Genomic DNA, 24,140 nt, shown 5'->3' on the forward strand with positions numbered 1-24,140 from the left:
CACCCCCGCCCTCCGCGGGCAGTTGTGCCGGGTGGGCGCGACGGCACCCCCGTAGCGCCGGGCTGCGCGAACACACCCCCGGGCCACACCAACGCGGCCGACGTTCAGGCACCGGGGCGCGCAGCCCACCCGCGCCTCACAACCGCCCGATGTCCCCGTACGGCATCCGCGGCGCCCGCCGCCCCGGCGCCCGCCCGCTCAACAGAATCAACCGCGCGGCCCGATGCCGCTGCCCCGCATACGGCTCCAGCAGCGCCAGCATCCCCGCATCATCCGCATACCGATCCCCCGCCAGCGCCCACCCCACGATCCCCGGCAGATGCAGATCCCCCACGGTCACCGCATCCACCGCCCCATGACTGCGCTGCACCGTCTCCGCGGACGTCCACGGCCCGATCCCCGACACCAGTTCCAGCCGCGCCTGCGCCGCCTCCGGAGGCATCCGCACCGCCTCCTCCAGCCGCGCCGCGACCCGCACCGCCCGCAGCACCGTCGACGCCCGCTTGTTGTCGACCCCGGCCCGGTGCCACTCCCAGGAGGGGATCAGCGCCCAGGTCCGCGGCGCCGGCATCACCGACATCCGCTCCGGCGCGGGCCCGGGCGCCGGCTCCCCGTACTTCCGTACCAGCAGCCGCCACGCCCGGTACGCCTCGCCGGTGGTGACCTTCTGCTCCAGGATCGACGGGATCAGCGACTCCAGCACCAGCCCGGTCCGCGTCAGCCGCAGTCCGGGCCGCCGGTGCCGGGTCACCGCCAGCAGCTTGTGCCGGGGCACGAAGGCGGACGGGTCGTCGGCCGACCCGAGCATCTCCGGCAGCTGCTCCAGGAGCCAGTCCGCGCCCGGCCCCCACGCCTCGCCCCGGATCTCCCCGGCCCGCTGCGTCACCCGCAGCGTCCCCGGACCCGCCGGTGTCAGGCTGGTCCGCCACACGGAGCCGTCCGGCAGCGCCCGGAACGTCGGATCACCGGGCCCGCGCCGCAGCGGCCCGAGCACCAGGCCGAGGTCCAGGGGGCCGTCCGGCACATATGTCCGCGTACGTGCCGGAGCGGGCGCCTGGCGGGGGACGCCCGCGGGCACGGCGACATGGCCGCCGCGCACGGTCGTGCGGGTCGGGCGGGGAGCGAAACGTCCTGCCACGGGAGTCCCAGGGATGAGAGTGGACCGGAGATCGGCCCGCCGGCAGCGGAGGGCCCCTAAGAGGGTAGGCCCCCGCACCGGAGCAGCAGGCCCCCGCACACCCGGCTCACCGCACGGCGACGAACGCGTCCGCCGTCCGCTCGGGCCGCGGACGCGGGTCCTCGGCCGGGTGGCCCACCGCCACCGCGCCCATCGGGTCCCAGTCCGCCGGCAGGTCCAGGGCGTCCCGGACCACGTCGCGGCAGAACATCGTCGACGACACCCAGGCCGAACCCAGCCGCTCCCCGGCCAGCGCCACCAGGAAGTTCTGTACGCCGGCGCCCGCGGCGACCACGAACATCTCCCGCTCCGCCCCGTCCCGCCGCGCGTCCCCGTAGGTGTGCGAGCCGTCCATGACCAGGCAGGGCACGACCAGGTAAGGGGCGTTGCGCAGGACGTCGCCGCGGCGGACGCGCCGGGCGATGGACTCCTCCGTCCTGCCGTCACGGCGCAGGTCCGCGATCCACGCCTCGCGCATCGCGTCCAGCAGGCGGGTGCGGATCCGGGGGGACTCCACCAGCACGAACCGCCACGGAGTGGTGTGGTGCGGGGCCGGTGCCGTCACCGCCGCCGCGACCGCGCGGCGCACCGCGCCCGGGTCGACCGGATCGTCGGTGAAGGCCCGCACCGTACGGCGCTGGGTCACCGCCTGCCGTACGGCTTCCGAGGTGCCCAGGCGGAACATGTCGTCCCGCGCGCCGCGCACCATCGCCCGCGCGCCCTCGCCGTCCTCGGCCGCCACGGCGTGCGGCAGTCCCCGGACGACGGCCACCGGCAGGCCGGACGCCTTGCCCTTGACCAGGTCGCCCGCCGCGGCGAGTTCGTCGGCGGTGGCGACGATGGTGGCGCCCAGCCGGTTGCCGTGCGCGTCGGTGCCGCCGCGCAGGTCGTCCAGTACGCGTACGCCGGCCGCGCCGATCGCGACGTCCGTCAGCCCGGCACGCCAGGGGCGGCCGGAGGTGTCGGTGACGATCACGCCGACCTCGACGCCGAGCGCGTCGCGCAGGCCCGCGCGGATCGCCCGCGCGGAGGCGTCGGGGTCCTCCGGGAGCAGCAGCACCGTGCCCTCGGGGGTGTTGGAGGCGTCGACGCCGGCCGCGGCCATGACCAGGCCCTGACGGTTCTCCACGATGCGCAGGGTGCCCCGCCGGGCGACCACGCGGACGGTCTCCGCGTCGATCGCGGCCTCCCGGTCGGCCGCCTCGACGATCCGGCCCTCCGCCTTGGAGACGATCTTCGAGGTGACGATGAGGACGTCGCCGTCGGCCAGGTCCGGCTCGGCGGACGCGATCAGCTTGGCCAGGTCGTCACCCGGGCGGATCTCGGGCAGGCCCGGCACCGCCCAGACCCGGTAGCCGGTGCCGCTCATACGGTCCGCACCTCCTCGGCCAGCGTCAGCGCGTCCTGCGCCATCTGCGCGGCCGCGTCGACGTCGGTCATCATCAGCGGGACGGCGCGGCAGCGGATGCCGGCCGCCTCGACGCGTTCCACACAGCCCGCGTCGACGGTGTCGACCAGCCAGCCGTCCAGCAGGCCCGAGCCGTAGTGCTCGGCGACCGCCGGAGCCGTGGACTCCACGCCGACGGCCGCGAGCACCTTGTCGGCCATGCCGCGCACGGGCGCGTCCCCGACGATCGGCGACAGCCCGATCACCGGCACGCCCGCCTCGGCGATCGCCTCCCGGATGCCGGGCACCGCGAGGATGGTGCCCACGGAGACCACGGGGTTGGACGGCGGGAAGAGGATCACGTCGGCCTCGGCGATCGCCTCCAGGACACCGGGGGCCGGCTTGGCCTGCTCCGCGCCGACCGGCACGACCGCCTGGGCCGGCACCGAGGCGCGCAGCCGCACCCAGTACTCCTGGAAATGAACCGCCTTGCGTTCGCCCTCCGACTCGACGGCCACATGCGTCTCCACGCGGTCGTCGGTCATCGGGATCAGCCGCACGCCGGGCTGCCAGCGGTCGCAGAGCGCCTCGGTCACCGCGCTCAGCGGATATCCGGCGGCGAGCATCTGCGTCCGCACGATGTGTGTGGCGAAGTCCCGGTCGCCGAGCCCGAACCACTCCGGGCCGACGCCGTACGCGGCGAGCTCCTCCTTGACGTGGAAGGTCTCGTCGGCCCGCCCCCAGCCCTGCTCCTCGTTGATACCGCCGCCGAGCGTGTACATCACCGTGTCGAGGTCCGGGCAGACCTTCAGCCCGAAGAGGTGGATGTCGTCCCCGGTGTTGCCGATGACCGTGATGTCCGCGTCCGGCGCGGCCTGCTTCAGACCGCGCAGGAACCGGGCACCGCCGATGCCGCCTGCCAGAACCACAATGCGCATGGGGTCATCCTTGCAGGCCGCTACGACATCATGTCAGGCAGTCACCGGGCCGGGCTCCGGCCGTGCCTCGCAGTGCGGGGTGTGCATGGGCATCTCGGTCAGGCCCGGGTAGTAGATGTGCAGGCTGACGGCGCCTTCCAGCGTGTCGTTGACGACATGGTGCGTATAGCCCGGCGCGAACACGCGCTGCGCGCCGGCCGTCAGCGCGCGCGTGCCGCGCGCGGTGTGTTCGGTGAGGGTGCCCTCCAGCACGGTGAGCACGCCGGAGGAGCGGCCGTGGTCGTGCAGTCCGCTGCCCTGGCCGGGCACCCACGACAGCAGCCACACCTCGTAACCGGGGCCGGTGTGCAGCCGGTGGTACCAGCGGCTGGTGGCGTCGTAGCGGACGAGGTGCTCCCACTGGGAGCGGTCGGCGGCGATGGAGCGGGCCAGGCCGGCGAAGTCGGCGACGGTGGCCGGGTGCTCGCGCGGGGGCTGGAGCAGGTGCGGGACTTCAAGGATGTCACCGGCGATCTGGAGGTCGCTGTCGCTGTTCATGGGGGCGGAGGTTCCTTGGCGGGAAGCGGCGGGAAGCGGCGGGGAGGCGGGTGCCGCGCCATGCCCGGATCGCGGGCGGCGGCGAGGGGCGCCTTGGTGGGAACGAGGAAACGGCGGCCGGGTCGCGGGGGACTCGGCGACGGCGGGAGCGCGTGGGGCTCAACAGCCGGAACAGCGACAGCTACAGCGAGCGCGGGCAGCACCGAGGAACCCGGCGGAGCGGGTCGAGGTGAGTGCGCGGTTCGCGAGCATGCCCCCAAGGACAGCGGTTCACTCATTCACTGTCAACTCGACGCCCGGTATGTGGGACGTGGTTCACCTCATCCGGTTCATCTGGCAGGCGAAAGGTTTGCTCAATCGTTTCCCGGGACACAAGGTGCGCACGGCCGAGTGGCCCGCGCGCCGTTGCGATCCTGTGATCCGACTGTGATCCGGTTCGCTTTGTCGCGCGGTCCGGAACGAGATCGATCTCCCGGGCGTCCTCTTCCACAGAGGCTCTGTGGGGGCTGGAAACCCTCGTGGGTCCCGTGCGTGTGTCAAGGTTTAGGGTGATTTGAACACTTTCCGCTCGGCCTTGGTTCCGCAGAGTGAATCAGGGGCCCAATAGCAGATCTCGGCTTGACTCGCCCGGAGCAGCACACTTGTAATTTCACTCGTGTCGTTCAGCCGGAATCGGTAACGGCCGCATCACGGGGACGCGAAAGACAGACGAGGGGCGCACATGACCGAGCTGGTGCAGCAACTGCTGGTCGACGACGCGGACGAGGAGCTCGGCTGGCAGGAGCGCGCGCTGTGTGCCCAGACCGACCCCGAGTCCTTCTTCCCCGAGAAGGGCGGCTCGACCCGGGAGGCCAAGAAGGTCTGCCTCGCCTGTGAAGTCCGCTCCGAGTGCCTCGAATACGCCCTCGCCAACGACGAACGCTTCGGCATCTGGGGCGGGCTCTCCGAGCGGGAGCGTCGCCGGCTCAAGAAGGCCGCCGTCTGACGAACGGCGCGTCACCGCCGTACACCCGTCATCCCCGCACGCACAGCGGCACTTCGTACATACGTCACTTAAGGCCCGTCGCAGGTGGTTGTCCACAGGCGGCGGGCCGCTCCGTTGCCCAGCCGATAGTGTGGTCGCTCGTCCGAGACGCCCCGCTGCCCCCACCGGGCACAGGCGTCCCCCACAGTCCACCGAACCGGGGCCCGTACCTCGATGTCCGTGCACAGCCACACGGCAGCCCGGCAAGACCTCGCTGCCGCCCCAGAGTTCCCGCGTCACGTGGTGACCGCGGTCCTCGTCTCCCACGACGGCGGCCGCTGGCTGCCCGACGCGCTCGCCGGGCTGCTCGGCCAGGAGCGCCCCGTCCAGTTCGCCGTCGGCGCCGACACCGGCAGCGCGGACGACTCCGCACGCCTGGTCACCGACGCGCTCGGCGACGACAACGTGCTGCACCTCGCCCGGCGCACGGGCTTCGGCCAGGCGGTCGAGGAGTGCCACCGCGGCGCCCCGCACCTCACGCCGGACGACCTGCCGTATCTGAAGCGGCCGAGCGGCTGGGACCCGGTCACCCGCAGCTGGCGCGACGACGCCTACGACATGCCGGAACTCCCGCACGGCGAACCGGTGCAGTGGCTCTGGCTGCTGCACGACGACTGCGCCCCCGAGCCGGACGCGCTGGCCCAGCTGCTCGCCGTCGTGGAGAACGAGTACGAGCTCGGCCGCGACGACGTCGCCGTCGTCGGCCCCAAACTCCGCGGCTGGTACGACCGCAGACAGCTCCTCGAGGTCGGCGTCTCCATCGCCAACTCCGGCCGCCGCTGGACCGGTCTGGACCGCCGCGAACAGGACCAGGGCCAGCACGACCACGTACGGCCCGTCCTCTCGGTGTCCACCGCGGGCATGCTGATCCGCCGCGACGTCTTCGACGAGCTCGGCGGATTCGACCGGCACCTGCCCCTCATGCGCGACGACGTCGACCTGTGCTGGCGCGCGCACTCCGCGGGATACCGGGTCCTCGTCGCCCCCGACGCCGTCGTCCGGCACGCCGAGGCGGCCTCCCGCGAGCGCCGCACCGTCGACTGCGTGGGCCGCACCGCCGCCTCCCCGCACAAGGTGGACAAGGCCGGCGCCGTCTACACCCTGCTGGTCAACGCCCGTACCGCCGTGCTGCCCTGGGTGCTGTTCCGCGTCGTCCTCGGCACCCTGCTGCGCACCCTCGCCTACCTCGTCGGCAAGGTCCCCGGACAGGCCGTCGACGAGATCCGCGGCCTCATGGGCACCTTGCTGCGCCCCGAGCGGATCCTCGCCGCACGGCGCCACCGTGGCAGCCCGGTGGCCGACAAGGGCGAACTGCGCCCGCTGTTCCCGCCGCCCGGCGCGACCGTCCGCGTCACCGTGGAACAGGCCGCGAGCAGCATCGTCGGCCGCTCCGACCCCGAAGCCGCCTCCGGCGCGGGGCGGCACGGCGGAGCCATCGAGTCCGGACCCGGCGGCGACGACGCCGACTTCCTCGAGGTCGAGCAGTTCGCCCGCCTCAAGCGCATCGCCCGCAAGCCCGGCCCGGTGCTCTTCCTGGTCCTGCTGCTGGTCTCCCTCGTGGCCTGCCGCGGGCTCCTCGGCGGCGGAGCCCTCGCGGGCGGCGCCCTGCTCCCCGCGCCCGCCGACGCCGGCGACCTGTGGGCCCGCTACACCGACGCCTGGCACCCGGTGGGCGCCGGCGGCACCGGAACCCCACCGCCCTACCTCGCGATCGTGGCGGCCTTCGCCTCCCTCCTCCTCGGCTCCACCGGACTCGCCGTCACGATCCTCCTGGTCTGCTCGGTCCCGCTGGCCGGCTTCACCGCCTACTTCGCCTCCCGGCCGCTCGTCACCTCCCGGCTGCTGCGCGCGTGGGCCGCCGTCGCCTACGCCTTCCTGCCCGCCGCGACCGGCGCCCTGGCCGGCGGCCGCATCGGCACCGCCGTACTCGCCATCCTGCTGCCGCTCATCGCCCGCGCGGGCATCGCCGCGAGCGGGCTCACCAACCCCGACGGCGTGCGCGGCAGTTGGCGCGCCACCTGGGCGTACGCGCTGCTGCTCACCGTCACCACCGCGTTCACCCCGATCGTGTGGCCCCTCGCGCTGGTCCTCGGCGTCGGCGTACTGGCCCTGCGCAGAACCGAGCTCCCGGCCTACGGACCGCGCTTCCTGGCCCAACTGGGCACGCCCCTGCTGGTGCTGGCCCCCTGGTCGCTTTCCCTGCTCCCCTTCGGCTTCTTCCGGGAGACCGGCCTCGAGTACGGCCCCTCCGCCGCGTCCGCCCTCGACCTGCTCGGCGCGAGCCCGGGCGGCCCCGGCACCGCGGGCGGCCTCGTGCTGATCGGCCTGGTGCTCGCCGCGCTCGCCGCCCTGCTGCGCTCCGAGCGCCGCACGGCGATCCTCACCGCGTGGACGGCGGCCCTGGTGGGCCTCGTCTTCGCCGTCCTGTCCAACGACTCGGCCTGGGCGGGCCCCGCCACCCTCGTCTACGGCATCGCCGTCCTGGCCGCCGCCACGCTCGGCGCCGACGGCGCCCGCTCGCGGGTCGCCGAGCAGAGCTTCGGCTGGCGCCAGCCCGTCGCCGCCCTGATCGCCCTCGCCTGCGCCGTCGGCCCGCTGGTCCTCGCCGCCGGCTGGATGATCCGCGGCGCCCACGGACCTGTGGAGCGGCGCGACCCCGTCCAGGTGCCCGCCTTCGTCGCCGAGGAGAGCGGCACCCGCGACCAGGCCCGCACCCTGGTGCTCGACAGCGACTCCACTGCCCGGGTCGGCTATGTGCTGGTCCGCGGCTCGGGCGTGCGGATGGGCGACTCCGAGATCGTGGACGGCCGGAACACCGGACTCGACAAGGTGGTCGCCAACCTCGTCGCCGGTTCCGGCGCCGACCAGGCCGACCAGCTCGGCGGCTTCGCCGTCCGCTACGTCCTGGTCCACCAGGGCGCCCCGCGCGAGGTCACCCGCGTCCTGGACGCCACGCCCGGACTGAGCCGGCTCAGCCAGCAGGCGGGCGGCGCGCTGTGGCGGGTCGACCGGCAGGTCGCCCGCGCGAGCATCGTCCCCGCCGGCGACGGCGAGCCCGAACCCGTCGCCGCGGGCCCGGTGGAGGTCCACACCAAGATCCCCGCCGGCGCCGAGGGCCGGGTGCTCCGCCTCGCCGACGCCGCCGCCGAGGGCTGGACCGCCACCCTGGACGGCAAGCCGCTGACCCGCACCACGGTCGACGGCTGGGCCCAGGGCTTCGAACTCCCCTCCACCGGCGGCACTCTGGCCGTCACCTACGAGGACCCGATCACCCACACCGCCTGGCTGTGGGCCCAGGGCCTGCTCGCCGTGGTCCTCGTGGTCATGGCCCTGCCCGGCCGCCGCCGCGACATCGACGACGACCTCCCCGAGGAACCGTCCGTCCCCGCCGAGGCCCTGGCCGGCGAGGGCCGCCGCGCCCGCCGCCTGCGCGCCCAGGCGGAGGCGGAGGCAGAGGCGGCCGAGGAGCCGACGCCCCCCGAACCGGACTTCCCCACCCCGGACTTCCCCACCGAGCCGCCCCCCGTCCCCCAGCAGCCCGACTACGGCAGCTGGGACGGCACCTACGCGGCGGACGAGTACCAGCAGCAGTACACCCCCGACCCCTACGCCTATCAGCAACAGCCCGACCAGTACGACCCGTACGCCTACCAGTACGACCAGACGTACTCGCAGAGCGGCGGCTACGACCCGAACTACACACAGGGCTACGACACTCCGTACGACCCCAACGGTGAGCGTCCCGAGGGGGGCCAGCAGTGAACCGCACGACCCTGTCCCTGATCGCGGGCGTGGCCGCGCTCGCCGCCGTGACCGGCTTCGCCACCGTGTCGGCCCCCGACACCGGGACCGACGCCCCGGCGAAGGCGGCCGCCCACCTCCCGGTGGAACGCACGAGCCTGGTGTGCCCCCCGCCCAGCACCTCGGACCTGGCCGAGACGACGTACACCTCCTACACACCCCCCACGGAGGGCACGGAGAAGGGCAAGGCCGAACTCCTCCCCACCACCAAGGAATCCGACGAAAAAGCCCTGAAGCCCGCGGAACCCGGCAAACCGGCCACGGGGACTGTCTCAGGAGCCGACGCCCCCGCCCTCATCGGCACCGCGGAGGGCCACTTCGCACCCGGCTGGACCGTGCAGCAGACGACCGAGGTGGCGGCGGGCACCGGCCGGGGCCTGCAGGGCACCACCTGCACGCCCGCCGACACGGAGTTCTGGTTCCCGGGCACCAGCACCGCCGCCGAGCGCACCGACTACGTCCACCTGACCAACCCCGACGACTCGGCGGCGGTCGTGGACATCGAGCTCTACGGCAAGGACGGCGCCCTGAAGACAACGGTGGGGGAGGGCATCACGGTCAAGCCGAACTCCGCCGAGTCGGTGCTGCTCTCCACGCTCACCGGCGAGAAGCAGACCGACGTGACCGTGCACGTGGTGGTCCGCAGCGGCCGGGTCGGCGCGGCCGTACAGGCCCTGGACGACCAGCTGGGCGGCGACTGGCTGCCCGCGTCGGCCGATCCGTCCGGCAGCCTGGTCCTGCCCGGCATCCCGAAGGACGCCACCGCCGTACGCCTGATCGCCTTCACCCCGCGTGACACTGACGTCGACCTGAAACTCCGCCTCGCCTCGCCCACCGGAGCCATCACCCCAGCGGGCCACGAGACGCTGCACGTGAAGGGCGGCATGACGGCGGCCGTCGACCTGGGCGACATCACGCGCGGCGAGGCGGGCTCCCTGTTGCTGACGGCACCGGACAGCTCGGTGCCGGTGGTCGCGGCGGTGCGGGTGCTGCGGGGCGAGGGCGAGAAGCGGGAGTCGGCGTTCATCCCGGCGGCACGGCCGATCGGCACGCGCGCGACGGCCGTGGACAACACGGCCAAGGGCACGGCGCTCTCGGTGACCGCGCCCGAGGGCCCCGCCGAGATCAAGGTGACGGCGTCGGCGGGCACGGAGGGCGGGACGCAGGCGTCCAAGACCTACACGATCAAGTCCGGCACGACCCAGATCGTCGAGGCGCCGGTCCCGTCCGGAGTCAAGGGAACGTACGCCCTCACACTCGAGTCCGAGTCGGACACCCCGGTGTACGCGTCGCGCACGCTGACGAAGACGACGGACGGCGTCCCGTTCTTCACGGTCCAGCCCCTCCCGGACGACCGCGGCACGGTAGCGGTCCCCCAGGCGAACGAGGACCTGTCGATCCTGCAGGAATAGAGGTGCCGTCGTGCCACCCCGCCGACGGATCGCGGCAGGCGCGTGCGGCGGGGAGGGGACGGGGCGGGGGTGTGCGCCCGCAGCGACTGGCGCGTCCGCGCCCCGCACCTCCACCAACAAGCTCAATCGCGCCAGTCCGAGGACGTACACCCCCGGCACGGCCCCGCACCACCCACCCCCGTGGGCGCTACGCGCACCCCCACCCGACGGACAGCGGCGCCGCAGGCATCCACCCCACCACCGTCAGTCCTCCCCGTACCGAGGATCCACGGTCTCCGGCGTCAGCCCCAGCAACTCCGCCACCTGCTCCACCACGACCTCATGCACCAGCGCCGCCCGCTCCTCCCGCCCCTTCGTGCGGATCTCGACGGGCCGCCGATAGATCACCACCCGCGCCGACCGCCCGTCCCGGGCAGCCATCGTCCCACCCAGCGGCACCGCCTCATCGCTCCAGCCCGTCCCTGCCACCGCCCCCGCTCCCACGCCATCCAGCCGCGGCACGTCCAGCACCAGAAAGTCGATGTCGGCAAGCTGCGGCCACCGTCGCTCCAGCCGCTCCACCGAGTCCTGCACCAGATCCGCGAACGTCTCGGCGCGGCTCGCGGCGAGCGGCACCTGAGGTGGTGCGACCGGCCCCCGCATCCCCCGTCCGTGACGATCACGGCGTCGGGGCCCGGGGCCGGTGGGACGAGGAGGGGTCACAGGGCTGTCCATCACTGCGAAGGGTAGTCGTCACGTCGCCGCCCCGCCCGATCCCCCACACCCCTTCGAGCCGCCCCGCACGCCATGTCAGAACATGACCATTCCGGCCAAGGTTGGGCTCGATTCCGTACCCCTCCAAGCCCGATGACCTCAAGGTATTTGACTGCGTTTGTGCCAAGTGGTGACCGAAATCAGAACCACCCCCCTTCCGTGCTCCCCGCGTAGAACCAGGTCAGCGAGGTATGCCCAAAAGGGCATGTGGGACGCTTCACACCACGACACGGTGGATTGACGTGGTGGAGAGTCGTCGCGGCCCGCTCAAGAGTGCGGTACCGTCCAACATCGTGAGCCCTGTACGTCGCTGTTCGCGCACCGCCTGCGGCCGTCCCGCCGTCGCGACGCTGACGTACGTCTATGCCGACTCGACCGCGGTCCTCGGCCCGCTCGCCACCTACGCCGAGCCCCACTGCTACGACCTGTGCGCCGAGCACTCCGAGCGCCTCACCGCACCGCGCGGCTGGGAGGTCGTCCGCCTGCTCGACGGATCCGCCCCGGCCCAGCCCAGCGGGGACGACCTGGAGGCGCTCGCCAACGCGGTGCGCGAGGCGGCACGGCCCCAGGAGCGCGCGGCGGGGGCCGGCGGCTCCCGTACGTCCGACCCGATGGAGGTCGCCCGCCGCGGTCACCTGCGCGTCCTCCGTTCCCCGGACAACTGACCGCCCCATCCGGGCCCCGCCCCAGCGCTCGCAGAAACGTTCGGGTGGTCCCGACCGGACGGTAACCCTCTACGGGTAGTTTGTGGTGACCGACAGGACTTCCGGAAGGGCTGGCCGTGGCTGCTGATCTGTCGCAGATCGTGAAGGCGTACGACGTACGCGGGGTCGTCCCCGACCAGTGGGACGAGAACCTCGCCGAACTCTTCGGCGCCGCCTTCGCCCGGGTGACCGGAGCGACCGCCATCGTCACCGGCCACGACATGCGGCCGTCGTCCCCCGGCCTGTCGGGCGCGTTCGCGCGCGGAGCGGCAGCTCACGGCGTCGACGTGACCGAGATCGGCCTGTGCTCGACCGACCAGCTCTACTACGCCTCGGGCGCCCTGAACCTCCCCGGCGCGATGTTCACCGCCTCGCACAACCCGGCGCGCTACAACGGCATCAAGCTGTGCCGAGCGGGCGCCGCACCCGTCGGCCAGGACACGGGCCTGGCGGAGATCCGGGAGCTCGTCGAACAGTGGAGCAAGTCCGGTGCCCCGGAACCGGCCCCCGGCCCGCCCGGAACGATCACCCGCCGCGACACGCTGGACGACTACGCGTCGCACCTGCGTTCACTCGTCGACCTGACCTCGATCCGCCCCCTGAAGGTCGTCGTCGACGCGGGCAACGGCATGGGCGGCCACACCGTCCCGACGGTCCTCGCCGGGCTGCCGCTCACGCTCGTCCCGATGTACTTCGAACTCGACGGCACCTTCCCCAACCACGAGGCCAACCCCCTCGACCCGGCGAACCTCGTCGATCTGCAGAAGCGGGTCCGTGAGGAGGGTGCCGACCTCGGCCTCGCCTTCGACGGCGACGCCGACCGCTGCTTCGTCGTCGACGAGCGCGGCGAACCGGTGTCCCCGTCCGCGATCACCGCGCTGGTGGCGAGCCGGGAGCTCGCCCGCAACGGCGGCAAGGGCACGATCATCCACAACCTGATCACGTCGTGGTCGGTCCCCGAGGTCGTACGGGAGAACGGCGGCATGCCGGAACGCACACGCGTGGGCCACTCCTTCATCAAGGCCGAGATGGCGAGGACCGGCGCGATCTTCGGCGGCGAGCACTCCGCGCACTACTACTTCCGCGACTTCTGGAACGCCGATACGGGCATGCTGGCCGCTCTGCACGTCCTTGCCGCGCTCGGCGGCCAGGAGGGCACGCTGTCCGCCCTGGTCGCCCAGTACGACCGCTACTCCGGCTCCGGCGAGATCAACTCCACCGTTGACGACCAGGCGGCCCGGCTCGCCGCGATCAGAGCCGCGTACGAGGGGCGTGAAGGCATCACCCTCGACGAACTGGACGGCCTCACCGTCAGCTCGGCCGACTGGTGGTTCAACGTCCGCCCCAGCAACACGGAGCCGCTCCTCCGCCTGAACGCGGAGGCCCGCGACGAGCCCACGATGACCAGGATCCGCGACGAGGCCCTGACCATCATCAGGTCCTAGCGATCCGCACCCCGCCCACGGGGGTGGGTGGTACGGGGCCGCGCCGGGGGTGTACGTCCTCGGACTGGCGCGATGGAGCTTGCCGGTGGGGGTGAACGGCGCGGACGCGCCAGTCGCTGCGGGCGCACACCCCCGTCCCGTCCCCTCCCCGCCGCACGCGCCTGCCGCGCTCCGCCCCATCCGCGTAATCCGCGGGCAGTCGTGCCGCTGGGGCGGCACGGGTGGGCGCGACGGCACCCCGGAAGCGCCGGGCTGCGCGAACACCCCCCGGCCCACACCAACGCAGGGCACCCGCAGAGCGCCGGCTAGTGCAACACCCCCGGCCCACACCAACGCGGGCCAGCGTGCACGCGCCGGCTGTGCAACACACCCTGGCCCACACCAACCCACGGCACTCCGCAAGCCGCCGGCCGTACAAACCCACCCCTACCCAGCCCACACCCCACCCCGCACCGACCAGCGGTACCCTGACCAGCACGTCCACCCAGCGAAGGGACCCCCATGCCACTCGAAGCCGGCCTTCTGGAGATCCTCGCCTGCCCGGCCTGCCACAGCCCCCTCAAGGAGCAGGACACCGAGTTGATCTGCACCGGCCAGGACTGCGGCCTGGCGTACCCCGTCCGCGACGGCATCCCCGTCCTCCTCGTCGACGAGGCCCGCCGCCCGGCATAAGGGGCACCCGGCACAACAACCGGCACCCAGCACACCGCACCGCCACGACGACGCCCCCGATCCGAGATCGGAGCCTGCCGCCCATGCTCGACGAATCCCTGCTCGACTCCCCGGAGGGCCTCGCCGAGGCCGACCGCCGTGCCCTGCTCCGCGGCGCCGCCGAAGCCGGCGCCCGCGTCCGCACCGCCGCGCGGTACGCCGCCGAGGCCGGCGTCAACGACCTCAAGCCCGACGGCCGCCCCCGCGCCGTCCTCATCGCCGGCCCGGGCGCCGCCGCCACCCAGACCGCCGACCTCCTCGGCACCCTGGCCGGCGCGGGCAGCCCCGTCACCCGCCTCGCCCCCACCGGCGTCGCCCCCGCCGCGGGCGCCCTGCGCTGGGAACTGCCCGGCTGGGCCGGCTCCGTCGACCTGCTGCTCATCGCCACCCCGGACGGCACCGAACCCGGCCTGACCCTGCTCTGCGAGCAGGCGTACCGCCGCGGCTGCACCGTCGTCGCCGTGGCCCCCGCCCGCACCCCGCTCGCCGACACCGTCAGCGGCTCCCACGGCCTGTTCGTCCCCATGGCGACCGCCCCCTACGACCACGACGAGCCGCTCGCCGCCTCCGCGCCCGGCGTCCTGTGGGCCCTGCTCACTCCGTTGCTCGCCTTGCTGGACCGCGCGGGCCTGCTCACCGCCCCGCCCGACGCCCTGGAGAAGGTCGCCGACCGCCTCGACACCATCGCCGAACGCTGCGGACCCGCCATCGCGGCCTACAGCAACCCCGCCAAGACCCTGGCCGCCGAGCTCGCCGACGCCCTTCCCGTCGTCTGGACCGAAGGCGTCTCGGCCGGCCCGGCCGGCCGACGTTTCGCCGCGGCGCTCGCCGAACTCTCCGGCACCCCCGCCGTCGTCGCCGAACTGCCCGAAGCGCTCGCCGCGCACAGCGCCCTGCTCGCCGGCCGCCTCGCCGCCAGCGCCGACCCGGACGACTTCTTCCGCGACCGCGTCGAGGAGACGCCCGCCCTGCACGCGCGCGTGGTGCTCCTGCGCGACCGCCCCATCGGCGGCCTCACCGCCGCCCCCGCCGCCCGCGAACTGGCCCTCACCCACGACACGCCGATCAGCGAGCTGGAACCGGAGGCCGGAGGCGAACTGGAGACCCTCGCGGAGCTGATCGCCGTCACCGATTTCGCCGCCGTCTACCTGGCGCTCGCCTCGAGAGCCTGAGCCCGGTCATGCCCGGCAGCCCCTGACCCACCCTCCGCGCAGACGCACGCTGACGCACGCAGACGCACGGCACCGCGCGCCCGCACGAGAACCGGCAGAAGGAACGCAGAGAACCCCATGGACCCCCTCGACAACACCATCCGCCCCTACGCCTGGGGTTCCACCACCGCCATCCCGCGCCTGCTGGGCACCGAGCCGACCGGCGAGCCGCAGGCGGAGATGTGGATGGGCGCCCACCCCGGCGCACCCTCCCGCACCGGGCGGGGCACCCTCGTCGAGGTCATCGACGCCGACCCGGAGCGCGAGCTCGGCCCGGACACCGTCGCCAAGTTCGGCCCCCGCCTGCCCTTCCTGCTCAAGCTCCTCGCCGCCGGGGCCCCGCTCTCCCTCCAGGTCCACCCCGACCTGACCCAGGCGAAGGAGGGCTACGCCGACGAGGAGCGCCGGGGCGTTCCCGCGACCGCCCCGCACCGCAACTACAAGGACGCCAACCACAAGCCCGAACTGGTCTGCGCCCTCACCGAGTTCGACGGCCTGTGCGGCTTCCGCGACCCCCGGCGCGCCGCCGAACTCCTCGACGGCCTCGGCGTGGACTCCCTCAAGCCGTACGTCGACCTGCTGCACGCCCAGCCCGAAGAGGCCGCCCTGCGCGAGGTCCTCACCGCGATCCTCACCGCCGACCCCGAGGAGATGGCCCGCACCGTCACCGAGACGGCCGCCGCCTGTGACCGCCTCGGCGGCGACTACGCCCCGTACGCCGACATCGCCCACCACTACCCGGGCGACCCCGGCGTCATCGCCGCGATGCTCCTCAACCACGTCCGGCTCCAGCCCGGCGAGGCCCTCTTCCTCGGCGCCGGCGTCCCGCACGCCTACCTCGACGGCCTCGGCGTCGAGATCATGGCCAACTCCGACAACGTGCTGCGCTGCGGCCTGACGCCCAAGCACGTCGACGTCCCCGAACTCCTGCGCATCGTCCGCTTCGAGTCCCGCGACCCCGGCGTGCTGCGCCCGGAGGCCGGCCCGGACGGCGAGGAGGTCTACGAGACGCCCATCGACGAGTTCCGCCTCTCCCGCTACGTCCTCCCCGAGGGCGGCGCCACCCACGACCTCACCCTCACCACCCCGCAGATCCTGCTCTGCACCGAGGGTTCCGTGGAGGCGGGCGAGCACGCACTGACCCCGGGCCGGTCCGTGTTCGTCCCGGCCGGTGAACAGGCCCACGTCTCGGGTACCGGAACCCTGTTCCGGGCCACGGTCGTCGCCTGATCACCCCATGACGGCGACCTGACGCGCCGTCCGCGGGCCGTGCTGCAACAATGTCCCACCGTCAAGGGACGGGCACAGCCCCGGGCGGCGCACACGCGCCCGCCCGGGACCGGCGTACGAAGGGACAACGCGGACACATGAGCGCGTCAGGCGGCACCAAGGCGATCGTGGCGGCACTCGCCGCCAACCTCGCGATCGCGGTAGCGAAGTTCGTGGCGTTCCTCTTCAGCGGCTCCTCGTCGATGCTCGCCGAGTCCGTCCACTCGGTCGCCGACTCCGGCAACCAGGGGCTGCTGCTCGTCGGCGGCAAGCGGGCCCAGCGCCAGGCCACCCCGCAGCACCCCTTCGGCTACGGCCGTGAGCGCTACATCTACGCCTTTCTCGTCTCCATCGTGCTCTTCTCGGTCGGCGGCATGTTCGCCCTCTACGAGGGCTACGAGAAGATCAAGCACCCGCACGAGCTGGAGCACTGGTACTGGCCGGTCGGCGTCCTCGTCTTCGCGATCATCGCCGAGACCTTCTCCTTCCGCACCGCCATCAAGGAGTCCAACGTCCTGCGCGGCCGGCGCTCCTGGAAGGAGTTCGTCCGCCACGCCAAGGCGCCCGAGCTGCCGGTCGTCCTCCTGGAGGACCTCGGCGCGCTCGTCGGCCTGGTCCTCGCCCTCGGCGGTGTCGGCATGGCCCTGGCCACCGGGGACAGCGTCTGGGACGGCATCGGCACCCTGTGCATCGGCGTGCTGCTCATCCTGATCGCCCTGGTGCTCGCCGTGGAGACCAAGTCGCTGCTGCTGGGCGAGGCCGCGGGCGCCGAGGAGACCCGGAAGATCGAGGCCGCCGCCGTCGACGGCGACACCGTCACCCGCATCATCCACATGCGCACGCTCCACATCGGCCCGGAGGAGCTGCTGGTCGCCGCGAAGATCGCCGTCCGGCACGACGACACCGCCACCGAGATCGCCTCCGCCATCGACGCCGCCGAGTCCCGCATCCGCGAGGCTGTCCCGATCGCCCGCGTGATCTACCTCGAGCCCGACATCTACAGCGAGGCCGAAGCCGCCAAGGGCCCGGACCCCGAGGCCACCCCCGGCGGCCCAGCGGCGCCGGACACCGACCACTGACCGCGTCGGCCCCTAATTCGGCCTGATGTGTACGCGGCCGGACTGGGGGCCGCCGGGCCTCGCGGTGTAGCTTGGGACGGAGCCAGACGTCGCTGCTGATGGCGGTCGGGCGGTCCCACCGGGGCCGGCCGAGGGAGAGAGGGCCTCCGACGGACTGCGCTGCGCGTACGCGGGCATGCCTGTGTCCTGTTCGGGGCACCCCTGTGTCCGCCGCCGCGCAGACCAGCCGTACCCACCTCGACCCACACCCCGAGGAGCAGCTCGCAATGACGACTGTCGACAACCGACAGGACTTCAAGGTCGCCGATCTCTCCCTGGCCGAGTTCGGCCGCAAGGAGATCACCCTCGCCGAGCACGAGATGCCCGGCCTGATGGCGATCCGCAAGGAGTACGCCGAGGCCCAGCCCCTCGCCGGCGCCCGGATCACCGGCTCCCTGCACATGACCGTGCAGACCGCCGTGCTCATCGAGACCCTGGCCGCCCTGGGCGCGCAGGTCCGCTGGGCGTCCTGCAACATCTTCTCCACCCAGGACCACGCGGCCGCCGCCATCGCCGTCGGCCCGAACGGCACGGCCGACAACCCGCAGGGCGTCCCCGTCTTCGCCTGGAAGGGCGAGACGCTCGAGGAGTACTGGTGGTGCACCGAGCAGGCGCTGACCTGGCCGGACAGCCCCACCGGCGGCCCCAACATGATCCTCGACGACGGCGGTGACGCGACCCTCCTCGTCCACAAGGGCGTCGAGTACGAGAAGGACGGCAAGGCCCCCTCGCCCGACACCGCGGAGTCCGACGAGCACCGCGTCATCCTCGAACTGCTCAACCGCACCCTGGGCGAGAACCCGCAGAAGTGGACCCAGCTCTCCTCCGAGATCCGCGGCGTCACCGAGGAGACCACCACCGGCGTCCACCGCCTGTACGAGATGCAGCGCGACGGCACCCTCCTGTTCCCGGCGATCAACGTCAACGACGCCGTCACCAAGTCGAAGTTCGACAACAAGTACGGCTGCCGTCACTCCCTGGTCGACGGCATCAACCGCGCCACCGACACCCTGATCGGCGGCAAGACCGCGGTCATCTGCGGCTACGGCGACGTGGGCAAGGGCTGCGCGGAGTCCCTGCGGGGCCAGGGCGCGCGCGTGATCATCACCGAGATCGACCCGATCTGCGCCCTGCAGGCCGCGATGGACGGCTACCAGGTGACCACGCTCGACGAGGTCATCGACACGGCCGACATCTTCATCACCACGACCGGCAACAAGGACATCATCATGGCCGGTGACATGGCCAAGATGAAGCACCAGGCCATCGTCGGCAACATCGGCCACTTCGACAACGAGATCGACATGGCCGGCCTCGCCAAGGTCCCCGGCATCGTCAAGGACGAGATCAAGCCGCAGGTCCACACCTGGACCTTCCCCGACGGCAAGAAGATCATCGTGCTCTCCGAGGGCCGCCTGCTGAACCTGGGCAACGCGACCGGTCACCCGTCGTTCGTGATGTCCAACTCCTTCGCGGACCAGACCCTGGCCCAGATCGAGCTGTTCACCAAGCCCGACGCGTACCCGACCGGCGTCTACGTGCTGCCCAAGCACCTCGACGAGAAGGTCGCCCGGCTCCACCTCGACGCGCTCGGCGTGAAGCTGACCACCCTCCGCCCCGAGCAGGCCGAGTACATCGGTGTGAAGGCCGAGGGCCCCTACAAGCCGGACCACTACCGCTACTGAGCCCGGGCTCCCCGGCAGCGAATCCACCCAGGCAGGCCCCCGCACCCCCGTGACGGGGGCCTGCCCCTTGGGCGGACCGGAGACCGGCCCAGACCGTCACGACCCAGGACCCCCATGCCCCGCGGCCGCTATTCGCTCCACGATCCGCACGATCACACCCCCCTCGCGGAAGAGCACTTCCACTGCGCCCCCGGCCCTTCCGGCTGGCGCTACGTCTCCCAGCTCACCGCCCCCTCCGGCGATCACCTGGGCTCGGTCGACCTGGCTCTCGACGAACTCGGCCGCCCCATCCGCCTCGAACTCCACGCCGCGAGCTGGCAGGTCCGCGGCGCCGCCCTCGACGGCGTCACCTGGGTCCGTACGGACCCCACCGGGACCCACGCCACCGAAGGCAATGTGCGCGCCCACGCCTTCACCGGCTCGTCCCCCGCCTTTCTCGTCGCCACCGCCCGTCTCCTGCGCCTCACCCCCTCCATGACGGCCACCCGCGTACGCCTCGTCGCCTTCACCGACCCGGTCCTCGCCCCACGCACCCTGGACCAGTCCTGGGCGCTGGTGAAAAGAGAAACACACACCACTGACAACGGCCCCCTGACCGTGGACGAATACCAGGTCACAGCCCTGGACACGGGCGAACAGCACGCCGTGCACCTCGCTGGCGACGTGGTGCTCGCGGCGCCCGGCATCGAGCTCGAAGACCTCGCATCACCACCGTCGGTCTTCGACTGACGGACAGCCCCGGAGCCGCGTCTACGCCGGCGGTACGAACCCCGTGGCGGGCCGCTCGGCCGACGCCTCCCCACCCCGGTGCCCGGCCCCCGGACGCGCCGGCGGCGGAACGGCGGGCTGCACCACGGGCGGCACGGACGCCCCTGCGGTACCCACCCCACCGGCCGCCCCGGGCGCCCCTGCGGTACCCACCCCACCGGCCGCCCCGATCTGCCCGCCGCCACGCCCGCCGGCCCCGTTCCCGAACGCCCGGCGGGCCTCCCGGGCCTGCCGCTCCTGCACCACCGCCGCCAGATACGCCGCCGGCGGCACCCCCGGCGGTACTGGCGCCCCCGTACGCTCCGCCAGGTCCGACGCCAGCCGCTCCGCCATCGACCAGCCGACCTGCGGATCCAGCTGCCGCATCCGCGTCAGGTACTGACGGACCGCGAGCCAGAGAGCATCGGGTACGGCCGACAGATCCAACCCCGAGAAGCGCCCCGCCAGCCACGGCGGAGGCGGCGGCACGAAGTCGGCACGCGCGGCCGGCACCCGCTCCCGCACGACCAGAGTCCCCGCGAACACATCGCCCAGGCGCCGGCCACGTGCCGAGACCAGCGAGGCGACCACGGCCACGACCCCGAAGGTCATAAGGATTTCGATCACGCCGATCAGCCCCCGCACCAGCGCATGCCGGAACCGGATCGGACCGCCGTCGTCCCGCACCACCCGCAGCCCGCACGCCAGCTTCCCGAGCGACCGTCCCTGACTGAGCGTCTCCACCATGATCGGCGCGCCCACCAGGACCAGGACGAAGACCGCGATCGTGATCGCCATCTGCGCCGCCTGGTCCAGGGAGGCCGTGGCAGCCACGAGACCGATGGTCACGGCGACGTACGCGGCCACGGCCGCCGCCAGATCGAGCAGCACGGCCAGGGCCCTGCTGGGCAGCCTCGCGGGGCGCAACTCCAGCGCCACCGCCTCGCCCGTCACCAGCTCACTCACACCTGCCGCCCTTTCCTGACCTCGCCCCGAACACCGCCAGTCTGCCAAGCTGATGACCCGACCGCCGACGAACACCCGAGGAGCAGGCACACCGATGGACCTCGACGTCTTCGTCTCCGCCCACCGCGCGGAGTGGGACCGCCTCGACGCCCTCCTCCGGCGCCAGCGCCGCCTCACCGGCGCGGAGGCCGACGAACTCGTCGTCCTCTACCAGCGTGCCGCCACCCACCTCTCCCTGATCCAGTCGGCGGCTCCCGATCCCCAGCTGACCGGCCGGCTCAGCCAGCTGGTGGCCCGCGCGCGCAGTGCCGTGACCGGCGCCCGCCGGGCGTCCTGGCGCGACGTCACACACTTCCTGACCCACAGCTTCCCGGCCGCCGTCTACACCTCGCGCCACTGGTGGGTGCCCACGGCACTGCTCTCCACCGCCGTGGCGGTCCTGCTGGGCTGGTGGATAGCCACCCACCCCGACGTGCAGGCATCCATCGCCGCCCCCAGCGAACTGCGCGAGCTCACCCGCCCCGGCGGTCAGTACGAGACGTACTACTCGAGCAACCCCGCGGCCTCTTTCGCCGCCCAGGTCTGGACGAACAACGCCTGGGCCGCGGCCCTCTGCCTGATCCTGGGCGTCTTCCTCGGACTGCCGGTGCTGTGGATCCTCTTCCAGAACATGCTCAACCTGGGCGTCGGCTTCGGGCTGATGTCCTCGGCCGGCCGCCTCGACACCTTCCTCGGCCTGGTCCTGCCGCACGGTCTCCTCGAACTCACCGCGGTCTTCGTCGCCGCCGGTACCGGACTCCGTCTCGGCTGGACCGTCATCGACCCGGGTCCCCGCACCCGACGCACGGCGCTCGCGGAAGAGGGCCGGGCAGCCCTGGCCATGGCGATCGGCCTGGCCCTGGTCCTCTTCGTCTCCGGGGCCATCGAAGGCTTCGTCACTCCGTCGGGCCTGCCCACCTGGGCACGCGTCACCATCGGCGTCGTCGCCGAGCTGGTGTTCCTGACCTACGTCTATGTGGTGGGCGGACGCGCCGGCGCGACCGGGGACCTCGAGGCGTCCGAGCGCAGTGCCGACGTGCCCACTGCCGCCTGATGTGCGGAGGGCCCTGATCAACTGCTAGTCTCCTCTTCGCCCCACGGGAGCCGTTGACACGGCGCGTGTGGGGAGGTAGATTTGAACAGTTGCCTGGAGACGGGGTCTCACCCGGAAGGCGACAGTGAGCATCTAGCCGCTTCTCGACGAGACGATGATTTCGCGGAAGCACCTCCCGATGAATCGGAAAACGAAGGCCGGTCAGTCCGCCCTGAAACTTCTGATAAAGTCGGGCCCGCCGGAAAGGGAAACGCGAAAGCGCGTGGACCTGGAAAGCACCGAGGAAATCGGATCGGAAAGATCTGATAGAGTCGGAAACACCGAAGGGAAGCGCCCGGAGGAAAGCCTGCGAGGGTGAGTACGAAGGAAGCGTCCGTTCCTTGAGAACTCAACAGCGTGCCAAAAGTCAACGCCAGATATGTTGATACCCCGTCTCCAGCTTCTGCTGGGGCGAGGTTCCTTTGAAAAAACACAGCGAGGACGCTGTGTGCGAGGGGACTATTCCTCCTCTCGCACCGCTCTCGTGGTGTTCATCCCGATTACGGGAAAACATTCACGGAGAGTTTGATCCTGGCTCAGGACGAACGCTGGCGGCGTGCTTAACACATGCAAGTCGAACGATGAACCACCTTCGGGTGGGGATTAGTGGCGAACGGGTGAGTAACACGTGGGCAATCTGCCCTGCACTCTGGGACAAGCCCTGGAAACGGGGTCTAATACCGGATACTGAACCGTCTGGGCATCCAGGCGGTTCGAAAGCTCCGGCGGTGCAGGATGAGCCCGCGGCCTATCAGCTTGTTGGTGAGGTAACGGCTCACCAAGGCGACGACGGGTAGCCGGCCTGAGAGGGCGACCGGCCACACTGGGACTGAGACACGGCCCAGACTCCTACGGGAGGCAGCAGTGGGGAATATTGCACAATGGGCGAAAGCCTGATGCAGCGACGCCGCGTGAGGGATGACGGCCTTCGGGTTGTAAACCTCTTTCAGCAGGGAAGAAGCGAAAGTGACGGTACCTGCAGAAGAAGCGCCGGCTAACTACGTGCCAGCAGCCGCGGTAATACGTAGGGCGCGAGCGTTGTCCGGAATTATTGGGCGTAAAGAGCTCGTAGGCGGCTTGTCGCGTCGGTTGTGAAAGCCCGGGGCTTAACCCCGGGTCTGCAGTCGATACGGGCAGGCTAGAGTTCGGTAGGGGAGATCGGAATTCCTGGTGTAGCGGTGAAATGCGCAGATATCAGGAGGAACACCGGTGGCGAAGGCGGATCTCTGGGCCGATACTGACGCTGAGGAGCGAAAGCGTGGGGAGCGAACAGGATTAGATACCCTGGTAGTCCACGCCGTAAACGGTGGGCACTAGGTGTGGGCGACATTCCACGTCGTCCGTGCCGCAGCTAACGCATTAAGTGCCCCGCCTGGGGAGTACGGCCGCAAGGCTAAAACTCAAAGGAATTGACGGGGGCCCGCACAAGCGGCGGAGCATGTGGCTTAATTCGACGCAACGCGAAGAACCTTACCAAGGCTTGACATACACCGGAAAGCATTAGAGATAGTGCCCCCCTTGTGGTCGGTGTACAGGTGGTGCATGGCTGTCGTCAGCTCGTGTCGTGAGATGTTGGGTTAAGTCCCGCAACGAGCGCAACCCTTGTCCCGTGTTGCCAGCAGGCCCTTGTGGTGCTGGGGACTCACGGGAGACCGCCGGGGTCAACTCGGAGGAAGGTGGGGACGACGTCAAGTCATCATGCCCCTTATGTCTTGGGCTGCACACGTGCTACAATGGCCGGTACAATGAGCTGCGATACCGCAAGGTGGAGCGAATCTCAAAAAGCCGGTCTCAGTTCGGATTGGGGTCTGCAACTCGACCCCATGAAGTCGGAGTCGCTAGTAATCGCAGATCAGCATTGCTGCGGTGAATACGTTCCCGGGCCTTGTACACACCGCCCGTCACGTCACGAAAGTCGGTAACACCCGAAGCCGGTGGCCCAACCCCTTGTGGGAGGGAGCTGTCGAAGGTGGGACTGGCGATTGGGACGAAGTCGTAACAAGGTAGCCGTACCGGAAGGTGCGGCTGGATCACCTCCTTTCTAAGGAGCACTTCTCACCAACTCCGGTTGGTCAGAGGCCAGTACATCGGCGAACGTCTGATGCTGGTTGCTCATGGGTGGA

At 71.7% G+C, this 24,140-nt stretch carries 18 protein-coding genes and 1 rRNA gene; 13 read left to right on the top strand and 6 right to left on the bottom strand.

Annotated elements, in window-relative coordinates; all coding sequences use genetic code 11:
• Window positions 1-136 precede the first annotated feature (136 nt).
• The 4 genes from AC5L3C_RS22715 to AC5L3C_RS22730 form a co-directional block, all read right to left on the bottom strand.
• Entirely contained in the window at window positions 137-1,138 is a 1,002-nt protein-coding gene (locus AC5L3C_RS22715; protein WP_493650583.1) for a DNA-3-methyladenine glycosylase family protein, read from the bottom strand.
• Window positions 1,139-1,244: 106 nt separating this feature from the next.
• Window positions 1,245-2,546: a coenzyme F420-0:L-glutamate ligase gene (locus AC5L3C_RS22720; RefSeq protein WP_493650584.1), complete on the bottom strand. Its 1,302-nt coding sequence runs from the start codon at window positions 2,544-2,546 to the stop codon at window positions 1,245-1,247.
• Window positions 2,543-3,502 carry a 2-phospho-L-lactate transferase gene (gene cofD, locus AC5L3C_RS22725; protein ID WP_493650585.1) on the bottom strand — a complete coding sequence of 320 codons (960 nt, stop codon included), beginning with the start codon at window positions 3,500-3,502 and terminating at the stop codon, window positions 2,543-2,545. Before cofD ends, AC5L3C_RS22720 begins: the two co-directional genes overlap by 4 nt.
• 33 nt (window positions 3,503-3,535) lie before the next feature.
• Window positions 3,536-4,039 (bottom strand): cysteine dioxygenase, encoded by a 504-nt coding sequence (locus AC5L3C_RS22730; protein WP_493650586.1) that lies wholly within the window; start codon window positions 4,037-4,039, stop codon window positions 3,536-3,538.
• A gap of 721 nt (window positions 4,040-4,760) precedes the next feature.
• On the opposite strand from AC5L3C_RS22730, the gene AC5L3C_RS22735 reads away from it, so the two are divergent.
• From AC5L3C_RS22735 to AC5L3C_RS22745, 3 genes are all read left to right on the top strand, one after another.
• Window positions 4,761-5,024 (top strand): WhiB family transcriptional regulator, encoded by a 264-nt coding sequence (locus tag AC5L3C_RS22735; RefSeq protein ID WP_003975777.1) that lies wholly within the window; start codon window positions 4,761-4,763, stop codon window positions 5,022-5,024.
• Window positions 5,025-5,237: 213 nt separating this feature from the next.
• A complete protein-coding gene (locus AC5L3C_RS22740; RefSeq protein WP_493650589.1) occupies window positions 5,238-8,825 on the top strand; it encodes a glycosyltransferase family 2 protein in 3,588 nt (1,195 codons plus the stop codon).
• On the top strand, window positions 8,822-10,276 hold the full coding sequence (locus AC5L3C_RS22745; protein WP_493650590.1) for a DUF5719 family protein: 1,455 nt from the start codon (window positions 8,822-8,824) through the stop codon (window positions 10,274-10,276). Before AC5L3C_RS22740 ends, AC5L3C_RS22745 begins: the two co-directional genes overlap by 4 nt.
• 243 nt (window positions 10,277-10,519) lie before the next feature.
• On the opposite strand, the gene AC5L3C_RS22750 is transcribed toward AC5L3C_RS22745, so the two are convergent.
• Window positions 10,520-10,990: a metallopeptidase family protein gene (locus AC5L3C_RS22750; protein WP_493650591.1), complete on the bottom strand. Its 471-nt coding sequence runs from the start codon at window positions 10,988-10,990 to the stop codon at window positions 10,520-10,522.
• Between the two features lie 284 nt (window positions 10,991-11,274).
• On the opposite strand from AC5L3C_RS22750, the gene AC5L3C_RS22755 reads away from it, so the two are divergent.
• The 8 genes from AC5L3C_RS22755 (at window position 11,275) to AC5L3C_RS22790 (ending at window position 19,901) form a co-directional block, all read left to right on the top strand.
• Window positions 11,275-11,694 carry a DUF3499 domain-containing protein gene (locus AC5L3C_RS22755; protein WP_493653980.1) on the top strand — a complete coding sequence of 140 codons (420 nt, stop codon included), beginning with the start codon at window positions 11,275-11,277 and terminating at the stop codon, window positions 11,692-11,694.
• Between the two features lie 116 nt (window positions 11,695-11,810).
• Window positions 11,811-13,178, top strand: a complete 1,368-nt coding sequence (locus AC5L3C_RS22760) for a phosphomannomutase/phosphoglucomutase (RefSeq protein WP_493650592.1) — start codon at window positions 11,811-11,813, stop codon at window positions 13,176-13,178.
• 501 nt (window positions 13,179-13,679) lie between these two features.
• The gene (locus AC5L3C_RS22765) at window positions 13,680-13,850 is read left to right on the top strand and encodes a Trm112 family protein (protein WP_079057723.1); all 171 of its coding nucleotides are present in this window, start codon (window positions 13,680-13,682) and stop codon (window positions 13,848-13,850) included.
• Between the two features lie 83 nt (window positions 13,851-13,933).
• Complete coding sequence (locus tag AC5L3C_RS22770; protein ID WP_493650593.1) at window positions 13,934-15,061, top strand: SIS domain-containing protein; 1,128 nt, start codon at window positions 13,934-13,936, stop codon at window positions 15,059-15,061.
• A 117-nt stretch (window positions 15,062-15,178) separates the two neighbouring features.
• Window positions 15,179-16,330, top strand: coding sequence for a mannose-6-phosphate isomerase, class I (manA, locus tag AC5L3C_RS22775; RefSeq protein ID WP_493650594.1), 1,152 nt, complete (start codon window positions 15,179-15,181; stop codon window positions 16,328-16,330).
• Between the two features lie 137 nt (window positions 16,331-16,467).
• Complete coding sequence (locus AC5L3C_RS22780) at window positions 16,468-17,448, top strand: cation diffusion facilitator family transporter (protein WP_493650595.1); 981 nt, start codon at window positions 16,468-16,470, stop codon at window positions 17,446-17,448.
• 266 nt (window positions 17,449-17,714) lie between these two features.
• Complete coding sequence (gene ahcY, locus AC5L3C_RS22785; RefSeq protein ID WP_493650596.1) at window positions 17,715-19,172, top strand: adenosylhomocysteinase; 1,458 nt, start codon at window positions 17,715-17,717, stop codon at window positions 19,170-19,172.
• Between the two features lie 114 nt (window positions 19,173-19,286).
• A complete protein-coding gene (locus AC5L3C_RS22790) occupies window positions 19,287-19,901 on the top strand; it encodes a hypothetical protein (protein ID WP_493650597.1) in 615 nt (204 codons plus the stop codon).
• A 21-nt stretch (window positions 19,902-19,922) separates the two neighbouring features.
• Here AC5L3C_RS22790 and AC5L3C_RS22795 read toward each other — a convergent pair whose 3' ends face one another.
• Window positions 19,923-20,885, bottom strand: coding sequence for an RDD family protein (locus AC5L3C_RS22795; protein WP_493650598.1), 963 nt, complete (start codon window positions 20,883-20,885; stop codon window positions 19,923-19,925).
• A 94-nt stretch (window positions 20,886-20,979) separates the two neighbouring features.
• On the opposite strand from AC5L3C_RS22795, the gene AC5L3C_RS22800 reads away from it, so the two are divergent.
• Together AC5L3C_RS22800 and AC5L3C_RS22805 are read left to right on the top strand one after the other, a co-directional pair.
• Complete coding sequence (locus AC5L3C_RS22800) at window positions 20,980-21,978, top strand: stage II sporulation protein M (protein ID WP_493650599.1); 999 nt, start codon at window positions 20,980-20,982, stop codon at window positions 21,976-21,978.
• A 552-nt stretch (window positions 21,979-22,530) separates the two neighbouring features.
• A 16S ribosomal RNA gene (locus AC5L3C_RS22805) occupies window positions 22,531-24,058 on the top strand.
• The last annotated feature ends 82 nt before the right edge of the window (window positions 24,059-24,140 follow it).

The organism is Streptomyces speibonae (assembly GCF_984686075.1).

Excerpts from the sequence above, each read along its gene's own strand:
- AC5L3C_RS22730 (WP_493650586.1), bottom strand. The coding sequence starts at position 4,039 with ATGAACAGCGACAGCGACCTCCAGATCGCCGGTGACATCCTTGAAGTC.
- AC5L3C_RS22765 (WP_079057723.1), top strand. The coding sequence starts at position 13,680 with ATGCCACTCGAAGCCGGCCTTCTGGAGATCCTCGCCTGCCCGGCCTGC.
- AC5L3C_RS22800 (WP_493650599.1), top strand. The coding sequence starts at position 20,980 with ATGGACCTCGACGTCTTCGTCTCCGCCCACCGCGCGGAGTGGGACCGC.
- AC5L3C_RS22740 (WP_493650589.1), top strand. The coding sequence starts at position 5,238 with ATGTCCGTGCACAGCCACACGGCAGCCCGGCAAGACCTCGCTGCCGCC.
- manA (WP_493650594.1), top strand. The coding sequence starts at position 15,179 with ATGGACCCCCTCGACAACACCATCCGCCCCTACGCCTGGGGTTCCACC.
- ahcY (WP_493650596.1), top strand. The coding sequence starts at position 17,715 with ATGACGACTGTCGACAACCGACAGGACTTCAAGGTCGCCGATCTCTCC.
- AC5L3C_RS22750 (WP_493650591.1), bottom strand. The coding sequence starts at position 10,990 with ATGGACAGCCCTGTGACCCCTCCTCGTCCCACCGGCCCCGGGCCCCGA.
- AC5L3C_RS22720 (WP_493650584.1), bottom strand. The coding sequence starts at position 2,546 with ATGAGCGGCACCGGCTACCGGGTCTGGGCGGTGCCGGGCCTGCCCGAG.
- AC5L3C_RS22770 (WP_493650593.1), top strand. The coding sequence starts at position 13,934 with ATGCTCGACGAATCCCTGCTCGACTCCCCGGAGGGCCTCGCCGAGGCC.
- AC5L3C_RS22790 (WP_493650597.1), top strand. The coding sequence starts at position 19,287 with ATGCCCCGCGGCCGCTATTCGCTCCACGATCCGCACGATCACACCCCC.
- AC5L3C_RS22780 (WP_493650595.1), top strand. The coding sequence starts at position 16,468 with ATGAGCGCGTCAGGCGGCACCAAGGCGATCGTGGCGGCACTCGCCGCC.
- AC5L3C_RS22735 (WP_003975777.1), top strand. The coding sequence starts at position 4,761 with ATGACCGAGCTGGTGCAGCAACTGCTGGTCGACGACGCGGACGAGGAG.
- cofD (WP_493650585.1), bottom strand. The coding sequence starts at position 3,502 with ATGCGCATTGTGGTTCTGGCAGGCGGCATCGGCGGTGCCCGGTTCCTG.